This window comes from Streptomyces sp. NPDC001889, assembly GCF_053594535.1.
Window position 1 is genome coordinate 1 of sequence record NZ_JBSFER010000019.1, and the last position, 15,815, is coordinate 15,815.

Here is a 15,815-nt window from a genome sequence, read left to right on the forward strand (position 1 = left end):
GAGGCGGCGCTCGACGACACCAATCTCCAGCGGCTGATCCGGCTCATGACCGCCTCTTCACCTGTGGAGCTAAGGAGAATTGAACTCCTGACCTCCTGCATGCCATGCAGGCGCTCTACCAACTGAGCTATAGCCCCTTGCGAGATGCCGTCTCCCCGGAAGCTCTCTCCGCGGGCGGCGACGTGGACAACATTAACGCCCTCCCTCGCCCTTCACCAAATCCATTCCCCCGGGCCCCGGCCGGCGGGGCCGGGGGCCCTCCCCCGCCGCCGCGCGGCACCCCCCGGGCCGCCCGCTCACGCGGTGGCGAAGGAGTAGAAACGTTTCAGGGTGCAGTGCTCGTCCAGCAGCCGGCCGTAGATCGGCTCGCCTTCCAGCTCCCGATAGGTCTCGATCGGGTCGCCTTTTATGATCAGCGCCCGTGCGCACTCCTCGCACCAGTACTGATACTCGGGATTGACCGGGTCCATGTCCCTGACGATGGGCGTACCACTGCCGCACCAGTCGCATTTACGCCTGTGTGCCCCCATCACTCAGCTCCAGCTGTGACCGCAGGACGTACACACGTAAGAAACTCCGCCGTTGTCGCCGAGGACCTGGGCGACATGCGCCGATCCGCAGGGCGGGCAGCCGAGGAGAACGGACATCGCTCTCCCTCCCGTCCTGGCCGGCGGTCCGGTCCGGCCGTCCGATTCTGCCATGGTCGCGCAACGGGGTCAGCGGCGTCGACGTGAAGTGGTGCGAAACGCGTAATCCCGCCCTCTGCTGAGGACGGGATACGTGAGGTGTGTTCTGTGGAGCTAAGGAGAATTGAACTCCTGACCTCCTGCATGCCATGCAGGCGCTCTACCAACTGAGCTATAGCCCCTTGTGTTCTTCGCGCTCGGCGCTGCGAACAAGAAGAACTTTAGCCTGCGACCTGCCGGAAAGCGAAATCCGGGGGTACGGGGCCGAGGGCCGGGCCGTCCCCGTCCGGCGGAGCCGGCGGCGGGACGGGCCGGACCGGCGGGCGGCCGGTGTCAGTCGTCGTCGCCGAGGACCGGTTCCGGGAGGGTGCCGGCGTTGTGCTCCAGGAGGCGCCAGCCGCGCGCGCCCTCGCCCAGCACCGACCAGCAGGTGTTGGAGAGCCCGCCCAGGCTCTCCCAGTGCCGGGAGTCCAGCCCGAGGAGCCGGCCGATCGTGGTGCGGATCGTGCCGCCGTGGCTGGCCACCACGAGCGTGCCGTTCTCGGGGAGCTTCTCGGCGTGGCGGAGCACCACGGGAGCGGCCCGGTCGGCGACCTCGGTCTCCAGCTCGCCGCCGCCCCGGCGCACGGGCTCGCCGCGCTTCCAGGCGGTGTACTGCTCGGTGTACCGCTCGATGATCTCCTGGTGGGTCAGGCCCTGCCAGACGCCGGCCCAGGTCTCGCGGAGCGCCTCGTCGTACTGGACGGGCAGCCCCGTCAGCGCGGACAGCTCCTCGGCGGTGGCGGCGGCCCGCTTGAGGTCGGAGGCGATGATCGCGTCCGGCTTCAGGGAGGCCAGCAGCCGGGCGGCCCGGCGGGCCTGGGCGACCCCGGTCCCGGTCAGCTCGATGTCCGTGGTGCCCTGGAAGCGGCGCTCCAGGTTCCACGCGGTCTGACCGTGCCGCCACAGGACGATCCGGCGGCCGGTCTTCTTGTAGGCGTCCTCGTTCAGCTCAACTCACCGTCCGCCTTGCCGTGGAGCTCCGCGTGCTCCTGGCCCTTGCCGCGGGTCTTCATGGCGTCCTCGGGCAGCGGCAGCTCGGGGCAGTCCTTCCACAGCCGCTCCAGGGCGTAGAAGACGCGCTCCTCGCTGTGCTGGACATGGACGACGATGTCGACGTAGTCCAGGAGAATCCAGCGGGCGTCGCGGTCGCCTTCGCGGCGGACCGGCTTGGCGCCCAGCTCCTTGTTCAGCCGCTCCTCGATCTCGTCGACGATCGACTTGACCTGGCGGTCGTTGGGAGCGGAGGCGAGCAGGAAGGCATCGGTGATCGACAGCACATCGCTGACGTCGTACGCGATGATGTCGTGGGCAAGCCGGTCGGCGGCCGCCTGGGCGGCGGTGCTGACAAGCTCGATGGCGCGGTCCGTAGCGGTCACTAGCAGGCTTTCGTCGGCGGTCGTATTGACCCCACCAGGGTCTCACGTACCGCCGACAGCCCTCGCGCCGATTCTCCGTCCTCGATCATCACATCGCTGTCCATGCAGGTCAGACCCGCTGGACCGGTCGGTCAGTCCGTACCGAAGTCCTGGCCGAGCACCACGCCCACATCGGCGTTGGGGGCCTGGTCGCCCTTCTGGACGGCGCTCGCGGGGAGCCCCAGGGTCTTGGCGACCTCGGCGGCCTCCTCCTTGCGCGCGTCGTCACCGTAGGTCACCTTCGAGGTGGTCGCGGTGTCGCCCTTGCCGCTGTCGACGACCGCGTAGCCGCCGTTGACCAGGGAGACCCTGGCCGTCTCGGTGGCCTTGTCGGTGCCGGTCGCGTTCCGGATGCCCACCCGGACGGCGTCGCCCTTCTCGGGGCCGCCGACCGAGCCGCCCAGGATGTCCTTGACGACGGTGCCGGCCGCCTCCTGGGTGAGGGTGCCGTCCTGCTGGACCGGGAGCAGCGCGGTCCGGTAGTCGCCGCCCTTGGCCCGCTCCGAGAGCTTGGCCAGCGAGGCTCCGAGGTCACTCTCGGTGAGCGAGGGGTCGAGGATCTGGGCGAGGGTCTCCACGGTGACCGTGGCGGACTTGGCGTCGCTCGGGATCTTCTTGAGGACGGCCTGCATGACCTGGCCGAAGCGCTGGAGCTGCTTGGCCTCGGGCTCGCCCGAGCCGCGGTGGGTGGCGTAGGCGACGGCCGCACGGCCGTTCAGTGTCTGGTTCTCGCCCTTTTTGACCAGCGGGGCTTCGCCGTCCTTGGCACTGGGGACCATGGTGTCGGTGGTCAGGTCGATGGTGCCGACCAGATCGACCAGGTTCTCCAGGAACGGGGTGTCCAGCCGCCAGGTGCCGGTGATCTTCGCGCCGAGGAGGGTGCCGATGGCCTCGCGGGTGCCCTCCGAGCCGTCGTCGTCCACGGATTCGCCCAGCGTGGTCGCGGTGCCGTCGTCGGTGGCGAGGGAGAGGGTGTTGGGCACGAGGACGGTGGTGCCCTGACGGGTGGTGACATTGTCGACGAGGAGCGCCGTCGATGTGCCCTTCTTCTTGGTGTTGTGCAGATGCAGCACGATCACGTCCCGCTTCTGCGGGCCGCCGGCGCTCCCGCCGCCCTCGTCCGATCCCGAGCCGCCGGGCAGCGCGCCCGCGTACCAGAGGTAGCCGACACCGCCGGCGACGGCGAGCACCAGGGCGACGATGAGCGCGACGCCCCGGTTGCGCCCCCGGCGCTTGGCCTCCTCGCGGCGCTCGGAGCGGCTCTCGGTGAAGTTGAGCCAGTCGATGACGTCCTCGGAGTCGGCGTCCGGCTCCTCGATGAAGGAGAACTGCTCGGTGCGGTAGTCGCGTTCGGCGCCGGGGCCGCGCTCTCCGGGCACCCGCGGCCCGGGCTCGCCGGGCTGTTCGGGAGCCTGCCGCGGGGCGGGCTGTTCGGGGGCGGGCGCCGCCGCCGGCTCCCGGCCGTACCCCTGGTCCTGGCCGTAGCCGTACGCCTGTCCCTGGGCCGGGCCCTCCTGGACCGGGGGCTGCTGGACCGGGGACTGCTGGGGGAACTGGCCGTACGGGTCGTACGGCTGGGGCTGCCCGTACGCCGGCGCGGGCGCCTCGGGCTGCTGTCCGTAATCCTGCGGCTGTCCGTACCCGGGGGCGGGCGCCTGGGGCCGGGCGTACGGGTCGTGGCCGTAGCCCTGCCCGGGGACCTGCGGCTGGAGGCCGTAGGAGTCGTACGGCTGGGGCTGCTGATAGACCGGCTGCCCGTACTCGTCGTAGCCGATGATCTCCGGCTGCGGGTGGTACGGGTCGTACGGGTTCTGCTGGTCGTTCACCGGTGCCCCTCTCCGCGGCTCACTCGCCGCGGTACAACTGCCGCTTGTCGATGTAGCGGACCACACCGTCGGGCACGAGGTACCAGACCGGTTCGCCGTTGGCGACCCGTCCCCGGCAGCCGGTCGAGGAGATCGCCAGGGCCGGTACCTCCACGAGGGAGACCTTCCCCTCGGGCAGCCCGTCGTCCGTCAGATCGTGGCCCGGCCGGGTCACACCGATGAAGTGGGCCAGCGAGAACAGCTCCGTCGCGTCCCGCCAGCCGAGGATCTGGGAGAGCGCGTCGGCCCCGGTGATGAAGAACAGATCCGCGTCCGCGTTGAGGGAGCGCAGATCCCGCAGGGTGTCGATGGTGTACGTCGGCCCGGGCCGGTCGATGTCGATCCGGCTGACCGAGAACTGAGGGTTCGACGCCGTGGCGATGACCGTCATCAGATAGCGGTCCTCGGCGGGGGAGACCGCCTTGTGGGTCTTCTGCCACGGCTGCCCGGTCGGTACGAACATCACCTCGTCGAGGTGGAACAGCGCGGCCACCTCACTGGCGGCCACCAGGTGTCCGTGGTGGATCGGGTCGAATGTCCCGCCCATCACACCGAGTCGCCGCCGGCCGGACGCGGAGCCCGTCGGCACTGTCTGCTCTCCCATGCGTGCAGAGCCTACTGGCACGCCGGCCCGGCCCGACCCGCCCGGCTCAGCGGTCGCGGTTGAAGCGGGTGGTGATCCACAGCAGCAGGAGCAGCGCGAGCAGCGCGCCGGCGCCGACGACCAACGGTTCGAGGCTCTGGTGTCGGCCACCGCCCTCGGATGCCTCGGCGAGGGTGACCAGGTGGGTGGCGGTGCTGTTGAGGCTCATCTTCGGCGGGCCCTTGTCGATCGGAGGGACATGGCGGACAGACTTCGCCCACATCGTATGCGGGCCGCTCGGGCACGCTCACGCCGACTCAGTCGTTGTGGTGATCACGGCGCCGTTCCGGCGGTGCCGTGAAGGGTACGCAGGGCCGGTGGCGCCCGCGTTCCCGGGGTTGTCCACAGCCCCCGCCGCGGTTCTCTCCCAGCGCCTACGCTGGAATCCGCCAGGGGGACGAACACACCAGCCACACGTTCAACCTTGAACAGCGGCGACGGCGCGGGAGAGCGCCGCGCCGGGCACCATCCGGGTCACACAGGGGGCATGAATGACCGAAAGCAGCCACGAGAACGTGCCGAGCAGGCAGCGCAAGCGCTTCCCCGGCATCTCCTCACGGGCGTACGAACACCCCGCGGACCGCTCGGCGCTGGTCGCGCTGCGCAAGCTCAGCGGGTTCGACACCGTCTTCAAGGCGCTGAGCGGACTGCTGCCGGAGCGCAGTCTGCGGCTGCTCTTCCTCTCGGACTCGGTCCGGGTGAGCGATGAGCAGTTCGCCCATCTCCACTCGATGCTCAGGGACGCCTGCTACATCCTGGACCTGGAGAAGGTTCCGGCGATGTACGTCACACAGGACCCGCGCCCCAACGCCATGTGCATCGGGCTGGACGAGCCGATCATCGTGGTGACCACCGGTCTGGTGGAGCTGCTGGACGAGGAGGAGATGCGGGCCGTGGTGGGCCACGAGGTGGGTCACGCCCTCTCCGGCCACGCGGTCTACCGCACGGTGCTGCTCTTCCTCACCAGCCTGGCGCTCAAGGTCGCCTGGATTCCGCTCGGCAATGTGGCGATCATGGCGATCGTGACCGCGCTGCGGGAGTGGTTCCGCAAGTCGGAGCTGTCGGCCGACCGGGCGGGGCTGCTGGTGGGGCAGGACCTGAAGGCGTCGATGCGCGGGCTGATGAAGATCGCCGGTGGCAACCATCTCCACGAGATGAACGTCGACGCGTTCCTGCGGCAGGCCGAGGAGTACGAGAAGGGCGGCGACCTCCGGGACTCCGTGCTGAAGATCCTCAATGTGCTGCCCCGCTCGCACCCGTTCACCACCGTGCGGGCGGCGGAGCTGAAGAAGTGGGCCGAGAGCCGCGACTACCAGCGGATCATGGACGGCCACTACCCGCGCCGGTCGGAGGACAAGGACGCCTCGGTCAGCGACTCGATCCGGGAGTCCGCGTCGCACTACGCGGACACCGTGCGCACCAGCAGGGACCCGCTGATGAAGCTCGTCGGGGACATAGCCGGCGGCGCGGGCGATCTGGGCGGGAAGCTGCGCGACAAGTTCACGGGCGGCGGCAGCGGCGGCGGGAACGGCGCCGGCGGCGGTGACACACCGGGCGGCGGCGCACCGGGCGGCGGCGACAGGCCCGGCGGCGCCGGCTAGGCCACCGTCCGATCGGCCCCCGCGGGGGCCCGGGGGGTCACCGCCGGGGGCTCGGCTGGGCGCCGGGGGCCAGGGCGCCGCAGAGCGCCGTCGCGGGGGCCTCCAGGGCGTAGGGGTTGGTGTCCGCCGGGGCGGGCCGCTCGGCCCGGCGACCGGCCAGCAGGGGCCGCAGGGTCCCCGCGGAGTCGTCCGCACAGGACTGGGGCCCCGCCTGGACATGGCTGGTCAGCAGCTCCGTCCGGTGCCGGTACAGATCGTCCCGGTCGAAGCGGAAGCGCAGCTCCCGGCGGACGGTGAAGAGCGAGGCGCCGTCCGTCCCGCGCGCCGCGCCCGAACCGCCCACCCGGGAGGGCCCACCGGGGCGGGCGGCGGGGCGCAGGGTGTAGGCGAAGGTGTGGTCGGAGGCGATCTCCAGGGTGTCGGGGCCCGCCTCGGTGACCGTCAGGGTGCCCCTGACCCGGATCTCGGGGTCGGCGAGGGCCACCGCTTCCGGGTCGTAGCGGACCAGCCAGCCCGTGGCCGCGTGGCTGCCGTCGTTCGCCGGGGAGGCCATGCTGCGGTCGAACTGCTCCAGCTGGGCGGGGTCCAGCAGCACCCGCACGGGCCGGACCGCGCCGCCGGTGAGGACATCGGGGTCGAGCGAGGACCCCACCAGATAGTCCTTCGCGGTGGTGAGCGCGGTCATCACCTGGCTCGGGGAGAAGTTCTCCGTGCGCCGGGCGCCCGGGAGGGTGATGCCCGAGGCGCCGACACGGAAGTGGGCGGCGGCGCTGTGGGCGTAGAGATCGTCGGGGGTGCCCCCGGGAACGGCACCCCGGGGGGAGAGGGGGATCAGGGTGATACGGAGCGGCTCGGCCCGTTTGGCGGACGAGGTCTGGTGGACGGGGCGGACCCCCAGATAGACCGCGGTGGCGAACGCGAAGGCGACCAGCAGGACGAGCAGCAGAGCCGGAGCGGGGCCGGAGCGGAGCGGCCGGGTGGGCAGGGCGCGCACGGCGCGCGCGTGGGCACCCATCCGCTCCTGCGCGGAGTACTCCTGGAGCCGCGCAGCCCGGACGAACGATTCGTCGAAGACGACGGACCGGTACTCGTCCTCTCCACCGCCGGGGAGACCGTCGGCTGTCCCCTCAGGCGGGTCCTCGCGACCAGCCATACCTTGAGGGTGGGTCGAGCGGGGCTCCGGTAAACCCGGTGCTCCGCAACAAACCCCGACGAGCCCCCAACGAGCCCCGGACGAGCGCCGGTGCGTGCCCGGCCAAGCGCGCGGGGGCCGAACAGGGGCGCGAGGTCAGGGTGTGCGCGGTTCGGCGGACAGGGAGGAGGCGCGACGGTCCGCCGGGAGGGCGGGGCCCACGAGGCGGTCGGCGGACGGCACGGCCGGGTTGGTGGCGTCGACTCCGCTGGTCGCGGGCGGGGGCACCTGGTCCTGGCGGCTCCCCGCGGCGCCCCGGTAGACGGCGGTGAAGGCGAGGGCGACCATGCCGATGCCCATCAGCAGGGCGAGAATCCAGGCGACCGGCCGGTGCCAGCGGGCGCTGCTCCGGTAGGGGCGCAGCGCGCCGCCGTGCCGTCCGTAGGGGCCGTCGTCGTCCAGCGGGCCGTCGTCGTGGAGCCGTTCGCGGTCATGGGGGCCGTATCCGTCGCCGTACGGATCGTCGTCACGGCCCGGGCGGCCCGATCCGGCGGCGCGGGCCGCCTCCGCCTCGGCGCGGGCCTGCGCGGCGGCGAGCAGCCGTTCCACGGCGGTCGGCTCATGGATCTCGGCCGCCCTGACGAAGTCCTCGTCGAAGACCGCGGAGGCGAAGTCCTCGTCCGCGCCTCCGCGGTCGTCGTCGGGCTCCCAGCCGTCCGGGAACGGCCTGCCCCCCACGTCGTCCGGCACGCCCTCAGGGTAGACCCGGGCGGTGGGTTTGGGCAGCCCGAGTGCGGCCCCGGTGCACCGGCTACCGGGTGTGACCGTCGCCGGTGACGATGTACTTGGTGGAGGTCAGCTCGGGCAGTCCCATGGGCCCGCGGGCGTGCAGTTTCTGGGTGGAGATCCCGATCTCCGCGCCGAAGCCGAACTGGCCGCCGTCGGTGAAACGGGTGGAGGCGTTCACGGCGACGGTGGTGGAGTCGACCAACTGGGTGAAGCGGCGGGCCGCGGCCTGCGAGGTGGTGACGATGGCCTCGGTGTGGCCGGAGGACCAGCGGCGGATGTGGGCGACGGCGTCGTCCAGCGAGTCGACGACGGCGGCGGCGATGTCGTACGAGAGGTACTCGGTCTCCCAGTCCTCCGCGGTGGCCGGCACGACCGTGGCCTTGGTGGCACCGGCGTGCTCGCGCACCCGCTCGTCGGCGTGGACGGTCACCCCGGCGTCCGCCAGGGCGTCCAGGGCGCGCGGCAGGAACGCGGCGGCGACGGACTGGTGGACGAGGAGGGTCTCGGCGGCGTTGCAGACGCTGGGGCGCTGGGCCTTGGAGTTGATCAGGATGTCGACGGCCATGTCGAGGTCGGTCAGGGCGTCGACATAGACATGGCAGTTGCCGGTGCCGGTCTCGATGACGGGGACGGTGGACTCCTCGACCACGGTGCGGATCAGTCCGGCGCCGCCGCGCGGGATCAGCACGTCCACCAGCCCGCGGGCGCGCATCAGCTCCCGCACGGAGTCCCGCGACTCACCGGGGACCAGCTGGACCGCGTCGGCCGGGAGTCCCGCCGCGCCCACCGCGTCGCGCAGGACCGCCACCAGGGCGGTGTTGGAGGAGTGGGCGGAGGAGGAGCCGCGCAGCAGGACCGCGTTGCCGGACTTGAGGCAGAGGGCGGCGGCGTCCACCGTGACATTGGGCCGGGCCTCGTAGATGATGCCGACCACCCCGAGAGGCACCCGGATCTGCCGCAGGTCGATGCCGTTGGGCAGGGTCGAGCCGCGCACGACCTCGCCGACCGGGTCGGGCAGGGCGGCGACATGGCGGACATCGGCGGCGATGGCCCGCACCCGCTCGGGGGTGAGGGTGAGCCGGTCGATGACCGATTCGGCGGTGCCGGCCTCCCGGGCGCGCGCGGTGTCCTCGGCGTTGGCCGAGAGCACTTCGTCCGTACGGGCCTCCAGCGCGTCCGCGATCGCCAGCAGCGCCTCGTCCTTGGCCGAGCGCGGCAGCGGGGCGAGGTCGGCCGCGGCGGCGCGCGCCCGGTGGGCGGCACGGGTGACCGGCGAGAGGGAGTCGTACGGCGGAAGCGGCGAGGGCGTGGTCATACCCGCAGGGTAGTGCGCTCGCCGCGGCCGTCCGGCCGGTATCCCGTGCCGTCCCGTACTGCGAGACAGCGGCCGGGCTCGGAGGGATCGGATCGCGTTGGATCAGGTCAGATCAGGTCAGGTCGGATCGGGTCAGGTCGGATCGGGTCGGAGAGGTCCGTGGGGACCGCCGGGGATCAGAAGGGGTGGACGCCCACCGGAGAGGCGGGCGGCGGGCCATAGCCCTCCGCGATCCGCTGGTGGTACGTCTGGCGGTCGATGACCTCCAGCCCCACGATCGTCCACGGCGGCAGTTTCGCGGTGGAGCGGTGCTCGCCCCAGAGCCGCAGCGCGACGGCCGCCGCGTCGTGCAGGTCCCGCGCCTCCTCCCAGTACCTGATCTCGGCATGGTCACCGGCATAGCGGCTGGTCAGCAGGAAGGGGTGGTCGTGCGCCAGCTGTTCGAGCCCGCGCCGGACCTCTCTGAGCGGCGCCTCGTCGCCGGAGACGCTGAGCGTGATGTGCCAGAGCTTCGACTGGACGCGCTCCTCGGCGCGCGCCGAGGTCTCCCCCGTACGGGCGGCGCCGCCCGGCTCCTGTCCCCGGCCCGGTACCCGGGCCGGCCGCTGTTCCTGTGGCTCGTCCTGTTCCTGTCCCTCCTCGGCGCCGTCGAAGTCGGCGCCCTCGAAGTCGGCGCCTGCCTCGACGCTCGTCAGAGCCCGTTCCTCGCCCGCCGCCCGACGGGCCTGGTCGCCCGCCGTCCTGCGGGATTGCTCACCCGCCGTCCTGCGGGCGTGGTCCGCCGCAGTCCTGCGAAGGTGCGGGACGCCCCCGTTTCCTCGGGGCACATCCCCTGGGCGCGCTCGTCTCACCGGCGGCCTCCTGATTGCATGTGTCGTCGTGCTGTACCCCGCCATCCCCCCGCAACAAAGTTGACCAGTCCCGGACGGAACATGGGGTGGTTTTGGTAAAGGTCCCTGTTGGTTGACGGGAGTTTCAGCCGTTTCAGGGGCGCAGGACGACCAGATCGTCCCTGTGTACGACTTCCCGCTCGTAGGCGGGACCGAGGTCCCGGGCCAGGTCCCGGGTGGAGCGGCCGAGGAGCTGGGGGATCTCCTTGGCGTCGAAGTTGACCAGCCCCCGGGCGACGGCGCTGCCCCGGGCGTCGCGCAGCTCCACCGGGTCCCCGGCGGCGAACTCGCCCTCGACGGCGGCGATTCCGGCGGGCAGCAGCGACTTCCGGCTGACGACCACGGCCTCGACCGCGCCGTCGTCGAGGATCAGCGCGCCCTGGGGGGTGGAGGCGTGCGCCAGCCAGAGCAGCCGGCCGGTGACGCGGCGTCCGGTGCGGTGGAAGAAGGTGCCGGTGGCCCGGCCGGCGAGGGCGTCGGCGGCGTGCACGGCGGAGGTGAGGACGACCGGGACGCCGGCGGCCGTCGCGATCCCGGCGGCCTCGACCTTGGTCGCCATGCCGCCGGTGCCGACCCCGGCCTTTCCGGCGCCGCCGGTCTCGACGTGCGCGATGTCGGCGGGGCCGCGCACCTCGTCGATCCTGGTGCTGGTGGGCCTGGCCGGATCACCGTCGTACAGGCCGTCCACGTCCGAGAGGAGGACCAGGAGGTCGGCGCGGACCAGATGGGCGACGAGGGCGGCGAGCCGGTCGTTGTCGCCGAAGCGGATCTCGTCGGTGGCGACGGTGTCGTTCTCGTTGACGACGGGGACGGCGCCCATGGTCAGGAGCTGGTCCAGGGTGCGGTAGGCGTTGCGGTAGTGGGCGCGGCGGCTGGTGTCGTCGGCGGTGAGCAGCACCTGGCCCACCCGGACGCCGTAGCGGGCGAAGGAGGCGGTGTAGCGGGCGACCAGCAGCCCCTGGCCGACGCTGGCCGCGGCCTGCTGGCGGGCGAGGCCCTTGGGGCGGCGGGCCAGGCCGAGGGGGGCGAGCCCGGCGGCGATGGCGCCGGAGGAGACCAGCACGATCTCCTTCTCGCCGCCGTCGCGGATCTTCGCGAGCACGTCCACGAGCGCGTCGACCCGGTCGGCGTCGAGTCCGCCCGACGCGGTGGTCAGCGAGGACGAACCGACCTTGACGACAATCCTGCGGGCCTGGGTTACCTGCTGCCTCACCACTGTCACGGACCGAATCTACGTCAGGCCCCGCGCCGGGTGCGCCGGTATTTCACCGGCTGGACAGCGGGTGCCGGAGGACGGCCGCGAAAGGTGCCGGAAGACGCGGGGCCCGTACGGCGCGCGCCGTACGGGCCGTGCGTCGACCGACCGGCTCAGCGCCGGAGCGAGGCTTCCGTTCCGGCTTCCGTCCCGTCCGCGTCGACCGGGTCCGCCGGGTCGACCGGGTCCGCCGGGTCGACCGGCTCGGTCGGGTCGGCGGGGTCCACCGCTTCGGCCTGGCCCGCCGCTTCGGCGGGGTCGGCCGGGTCCGCCGCGTCGGCGGTCTCCGCCTCGGCCGGCACGGCGGCCGGGCCCGCGTCGGGCTGGAGGTTCAGCTCGAACTGCGCCTCCTCGCTGAGCCGCGCCTCGACGCCCAGGTTGCGGGCCTCGGACTCGGCGGCCAGCTCCCGCACGGCGGCGTTGAACCGGTCCATCGAGGTGGGGTGGTCGGGGCCGAGGAGGTACTCCTTCAGCTCCTGGCGGGCACCGGCCAGCGGATCGTGCTCCGGGGACGCGACAGCCGCCAGCAGGGCGTCCAGTTCGACGGCGCTGTTGCTGAGGACGACGGCGGCGCGGGCGGCGGTGTTCTGCCGCAGGAACTCCCCGGCGCCCAGCTCGGCGGAGTCGGTGAGGGCGTACGGCTTGCCGCTCGCCATGAAGTCGGAGACCACGCTGGAGATGTCGGAGACCATCGCGTCGGACTCGTTGAAGCAGTCGTAGAGCTTGGGCTCGGGGCCGGTCACGACCAGGTGCTCCCAGAAGCCGGTGGAGCGCCAGTACGCGGTGTTCCACGCGTCCCGGAGTGCCTTGATCCGCTCCAGTCGCTGCGGGTCGGCGAGAGAGTCGCGGGACTCCTCGGCACCGTCGCGGCGGGCCCGGCCGGGCTTGGCGAGCGCGGCCAGCTCCGCCTCGATACGGGCCAGCTCGGCGCGGGCCGCCTCCTGGGCGGGCTTCGCGGCGGCGGCCCGGCCCGACCAGCGGGGGTCGGCGGCGCGGGCCGCGACGGCCTCCGTGATCATCGCGGTGATCCGCTCGTGGACGGCCTTGGCCCGCTGGTCGCGGATGCCGGTGAAGGGGTGCGGCTTGTAGATCACCCGCACCGGCCGCTCGGCGGTGAGCAGCCGCCGGATGATGTTCTCGCCGGCCAGCAGCAGGGAGGTGTTGCCGGGGTTGTCGTCCCAGCCCTCCCAGGTGGGGGCGTAGAGCACCGTCGGTACGGGGTTCTTCGGCGTCCCGGTCCAGGACTGGATGGGGGCGAGCTGGGGGCGTCCGACCTCGACGATGTCGTCGTCGCGGACACCGACGTCGGCGAGGGCGTAGCGGTCGCGGCCGGCCCGGCCGGCGGTCCACACCTCGTCGTACACCTTGCTGTACGGGTTGACGCTGGCCAGCTTGTCGCTGTCGCCGTGGCCGATGAAGACGTGCTGGATGGTCGGCACCCGCAGCAGGTGGATGTTCTTGCCGACATTGGCCGCGTAGAGCGCGACCCGGACCGTGGAGAGGTCCATGTTCATCAGATGGGTGGCGCCGGGCACGCAGATGACGGGGACGGTGGTCGGGTTCAGCTTGTTGACCAGACCGCGCTCCCGCATGATGATCAGCGGCCGCCCGTCGATCTCCTCCATCGTCTCCAGCCACATATTGGCCTGGTAGGCGGACTCCTTGGAGCCGGAGAAGTACAGCACGACGGTGGGGCGGTACTCGCGCAGCCAGTCGCTGACGGCCTCCAGGACCACCGGGGCCTGCGGGACCCGGCGCTTGGCGCGCAGATACGGGGCGAGCGCGGCGATGTAGAGGACGATCAGCGCGATGCTGGCGGCCACGCCCGCGTATCCGATGACGTCCCGCTGGAGAGCGGTGGCCAGCAGCACACCGATCACGGCCGGGATGTCCAGGTGGAGGACCTTCTCGGCGGCGCGGGTGCGCAGGGCGTTCGGCGGGGCGTCGGGGATGTTCAGCCGCTGGAGATCGACATTGCGGGTGACGACCGGCATCACCCGGCGCAGCCGGATCAGGGTGACCAGGGCGCCGTGCGGGGCCTGGAGGCCGTAGAAGACCAGGAAGCCGGCGACGGCGACGTAGAAGAGCGTGGTCTCGGCGAGGCCCTCGCGGGCGAGCAGCAGGACCAGCAGGACCTGGCGCAGCAGAAAGCGGATGGTCAGTCCGACGCGCAGCTTGCCGAGGCGGTTGATCAGGTAGCTGCCCCTGCGGTGCAGATACCAGTCGGACGCGTAGGTGACTGCCGCCGCCGCCGCGAACAGCCAGGTGTTCGGCAGCAGGGCGGCGATCATCACGCAGGGATAACCGAGTCCGAGAAGAACTGCGGCGGCCAGCTCGGACAGGCTGCCGACGCGCGCCAGACGAATGGCTGTGGAAATCACGAAGAACCTGCTCCAAGGGTGGCGGTTTGGTCCTTTTGCGAGAATTGCAAATCCCGGAACTTCGCTACCCGAAGGTGCAGTCAGGACTCCGCACAGTGCATGGCCGGCCCCGTGTCCCCAGCATCCCGGTATTCCGCGCGTCAGGATGCTCACAGGGGGCCCGCAGAACTGCTGTGACAGCATTCATCGCATTAACAGCGAATTATTGCATATCTTCTTCGCGCATCAGGACAGCGGCGAGCGCCTGCTCGAAGCCGGAGGCCTCGCTGGCGCCCCGGGTCGGGTCCTGCTGGCGTACGTCGATGACATGGCCGGTCAGTTCGGAGAGGAGCACATCGAGGGAGGTCCGGGCGACCGCCTCGGACGAGAGAAGACTGCCCGCGGGCTCGGCGCCGAAGGCCTTGGTGCGCATCGGGGTCGCCGTGCGCTCGGGATTGACGCAGTTGACGCGGATGCCTTCATTCGCCCACTCGTCGGAGAGGGCCTGCGTCAGATTCACCATCGCGGCCTTGGTGGAGGAGTAAAGGCTGTACTCGGCACGCCCGCGCGTATAGCTGGACGATGTGTAGAGCAGCAACTGCCCCTTGGTTTCGGCCAGATACTTGTATGAGGCACGGGCAATCTGCACCGGCGCCAGGTAATTGACGTTCAGCGCTTCCTGGATGGTGCTGTTGTCCGTCTCCGCCAACTTGCCGATACGCAGTACGCCCGCGGTGTTGATGACGTAATCAATCCGGCCCGTCTCGGAGTACGCCTTGGAGAGGGCGTCGTCCACGTGCTCGGGGTTCTCGACATGGGTGCCGGTGGTGGAGCGGCCCAGCGGGTAGACCTTGGCGCCGTAGGTCGCGGCCAGTTCGGCGATGTCCGCGCCGATGCCGTAGGAGCCGCCGAAGACGACCAGCGTCCTGCCCTTCAGCAGCTCGCGGTAGGCGGCCTCGTCGGCCTGGCGGGGGGCGGCGGTGGAGGCCAGCTGGAAGAGCTTGTCCGTGATGAAGACATCGACCGGCTGGGTGACCTTCATGTTGTACTCGTCGCCCGCGACGACGTGGATCGGCACGTCCGGCAGGTACTTGAGGACAACGGAACAGTCGTCGGTCGCCTGGAAGTTGGGGTCGCCGGCGGCGACCTCGTAGGCACGGCGGATCGTGGAGAGCTTGAACGCCTGCGGGGTCTGGCCCCGGCGCAGCCGGGAGCGGTCCGGGACGTCGGTGATGAACTCGCCGTCCTCACCGTGCGTGCGGGTCACGATGATGGTGTCCGCGGAGGGGATGGCGACGTCGACGGCCTGGTAGCGCTCCAGCGCGTCCACACAGTCCTGGATCACTCGCTGTGACAACAGCGGGCGGACGGCGTCATGGAAGAGGACGTTCCGGTCCTCGCCCTCGGCGAGGCCCTCGCCCAGGGCGGCGATGGCCCGCTCGGTGGTCTCGTTGCGGGTGGCGCCGCCCTCGATCACCTGGGTGACCTTGGTCAGTCCGGCCTTGGCGACGATCCTCTCGATGTCGGGGACGAACCCGGGCGCCATCAGCACGATCACATCGTCGATCGACTCCGCCTGCTGGAAGATCGTCAGTGTGTGCTCGATGACAGCCTTGCCGGCGATCTTCAGCAGCTGCTTCGGGATCGACAGACCCACGCGCTGGCCGGTACCGCCGGCGAGAACGACTGCCGTGGTACGGGGCTTGGCTTCGTGCGGCACAGACACAGAACGACCTACCTTCAGACGAGTGGGACCGTGCGATGGTCGCACTCTGTGTGACCGTCTCGCAAGCGAGTGGAAGCCGCCCCGCCCCCGGTGGTA

The 15,815-nt window shown here is 71.3% G+C and carries 14 protein-coding genes and 2 tRNA genes; 1 reads left to right on the plus strand and 15 read right to left on the minus strand.

The window, feature by feature from the left end; translation table 11 throughout:
• Positions 1-64: 64 nt before the first annotated feature.
• The 8 genes from ACWCRA_RS22330 to ACWCRA_RS22365 form a co-directional block, all read right to left on the minus strand.
• Positions 65-137, minus strand: a tRNA-Ala gene (locus ACWCRA_RS22330).
• 159 nt (positions 138-296) lie between these two features.
• Complete coding sequence (locus ACWCRA_RS22335) at positions 297-530, minus strand: hypothetical protein (protein WP_026277450.1); 234 nt, start codon at positions 528-530, stop codon at positions 297-299.
• A gap of 265 nt (positions 531-795) precedes the next feature.
• Positions 796-868: transfer RNA gene (locus ACWCRA_RS22340), tRNA-Ala, on the minus strand.
• A 151-nt stretch (positions 869-1,019) separates the two neighbouring features.
• Positions 1,020-1,676, minus strand: coding sequence for a histidine phosphatase family protein (locus tag ACWCRA_RS22345; protein WP_351556909.1), 657 nt, complete (start codon positions 1,674-1,676; stop codon positions 1,020-1,022).
• Entirely contained in the window at positions 1,673-2,104 is a 432-nt protein-coding gene (gene rsfS, locus ACWCRA_RS22350) for a ribosome silencing factor (protein ID WP_451068426.1), read from the minus strand. The genes ACWCRA_RS22345 and rsfS overlap by 4 nt, the downstream gene beginning before the upstream one ends.
• A 131-nt stretch (positions 2,105-2,235) precedes the next feature.
• On the minus strand, positions 2,236-3,969 hold the full coding sequence (locus tag ACWCRA_RS22355) for a LytR C-terminal domain-containing protein (RefSeq protein WP_451068427.1): 1,734 nt from the start codon (positions 3,967-3,969) through the stop codon (positions 2,236-2,238).
• A 19-nt stretch (positions 3,970-3,988) separates the two neighbouring features.
• A complete protein-coding gene (gene nadD, locus ACWCRA_RS22360; RefSeq protein ID WP_351556828.1) occupies positions 3,989-4,612 on the minus strand; it encodes a nicotinate-nucleotide adenylyltransferase in 624 nt (207 codons plus the stop codon).
• A 46-nt stretch (positions 4,613-4,658) separates the two neighbouring features.
• On the minus strand, positions 4,659-4,820 hold the full coding sequence (locus ACWCRA_RS22365) for a hypothetical protein (RefSeq protein ID WP_451068428.1): 162 nt from the start codon (positions 4,818-4,820) through the stop codon (positions 4,659-4,661).
• 322 nt (positions 4,821-5,142) lie between these two features.
• On the opposite strand from ACWCRA_RS22365, the gene ACWCRA_RS22370 reads away from it, so the two are divergent.
• Positions 5,143-6,252, plus strand: coding sequence for a M48 family metallopeptidase (locus tag ACWCRA_RS22370; RefSeq protein ID WP_451068429.1), 1,110 nt, complete (start codon positions 5,143-5,145; stop codon positions 6,250-6,252).
• 37 nt (positions 6,253-6,289) lie between these two features.
• Here the strand turns inward: ACWCRA_RS22370 and ACWCRA_RS22375 are convergent, their stop codons facing one another.
• The 7 genes from ACWCRA_RS22375 to ACWCRA_RS22405 form a co-directional block, all read right to left on the minus strand.
• Entirely contained in the window at positions 6,290-7,405 is a 1,116-nt protein-coding gene (locus tag ACWCRA_RS22375; protein WP_451068430.1) for an SCO2583 family membrane protein, read from the minus strand.
• Positions 7,406-7,540: 135 nt separating this feature from the next.
• Positions 7,541-8,134 carry an SCO2584 family spore wall biosynthesis protein gene (locus ACWCRA_RS22380; RefSeq protein ID WP_451068431.1) on the minus strand — a complete coding sequence of 198 codons (594 nt, stop codon included), beginning with the start codon at positions 8,132-8,134 and terminating at the stop codon, positions 7,541-7,543.
• Between the two features lie 61 nt (positions 8,135-8,195).
• A complete protein-coding gene (locus ACWCRA_RS22385) occupies positions 8,196-9,488 on the minus strand; it encodes a glutamate-5-semialdehyde dehydrogenase (RefSeq protein ID WP_351556842.1) in 1,293 nt (430 codons plus the stop codon).
• Positions 9,489-9,664: 176 nt separating this feature from the next.
• Positions 9,665-10,183 (minus strand): hypothetical protein, encoded by a 519-nt coding sequence (locus ACWCRA_RS22390; RefSeq protein ID WP_351556912.1) that lies wholly within the window; start codon positions 10,181-10,183, stop codon positions 9,665-9,667.
• A 289-nt stretch (positions 10,184-10,472) separates the two neighbouring features.
• Positions 10,473-11,600: a glutamate 5-kinase gene (gene proB / locus ACWCRA_RS22395; protein ID WP_451068432.1), complete on the minus strand. Its 1,128-nt coding sequence runs from the start codon at positions 11,598-11,600 to the stop codon at positions 10,473-10,475.
• 146 nt (positions 11,601-11,746) lie between these two features.
• The gene (locus tag ACWCRA_RS22400; RefSeq protein ID WP_451068433.1) at positions 11,747-14,014 is read right to left on the minus strand and encodes a hypothetical protein; all 2,268 of its coding nucleotides are present in this window, start codon (positions 14,012-14,014) and stop codon (positions 11,747-11,749) included.
• A 202-nt stretch (positions 14,015-14,216) separates the two neighbouring features.
• Positions 14,217-15,719 carry a bifunctional cytidylyltransferase/SDR family oxidoreductase gene (locus tag ACWCRA_RS22405; RefSeq protein WP_351556851.1) on the minus strand — a complete coding sequence of 501 codons (1,503 nt, stop codon included), beginning with the start codon at positions 15,717-15,719 and terminating at the stop codon, positions 14,217-14,219.
• Between the last annotated feature and the right edge of the window lie 96 nt (positions 15,720-15,815).

What these genes read in the sequence shown, in the direction of transcription:
- ACWCRA_RS22385 (WP_351556842.1), bottom strand. Translation starts at nt 9,488, where the DNA reads ATGACCACGCCCTCGCCGCTTCCGCCGTACGACTCCCTCTCGCCGGTC.
- nadD (WP_351556828.1), bottom strand. Translation starts at nt 4,612, where the DNA reads ATGGGAGAGCAGACAGTGCCGACGGGCTCCGCGTCCGGCCGGCGGCGA.
- ACWCRA_RS22375 (WP_451068430.1), bottom strand. Translation starts at nt 7,405, where the DNA reads ATGGCTGGTCGCGAGGACCCGCCTGAGGGGACAGCCGACGGTCTCCCC.
- ACWCRA_RS22335 (WP_026277450.1), bottom strand. Translation starts at nt 530, where the DNA reads ATGGGGGCACACAGGCGTAAATGCGACTGGTGCGGCAGTGGTACGCCC.
- ACWCRA_RS22365 (WP_451068428.1), bottom strand. Translation starts at nt 4,820, where the DNA reads ATGAGCCTCAACAGCACCGCCACCCACCTGGTCACCCTCGCCGAGGCA.
- ACWCRA_RS22370 (WP_451068429.1), top strand. Translation starts at nt 5,143, where the DNA reads ATGACCGAAAGCAGCCACGAGAACGTGCCGAGCAGGCAGCGCAAGCGC.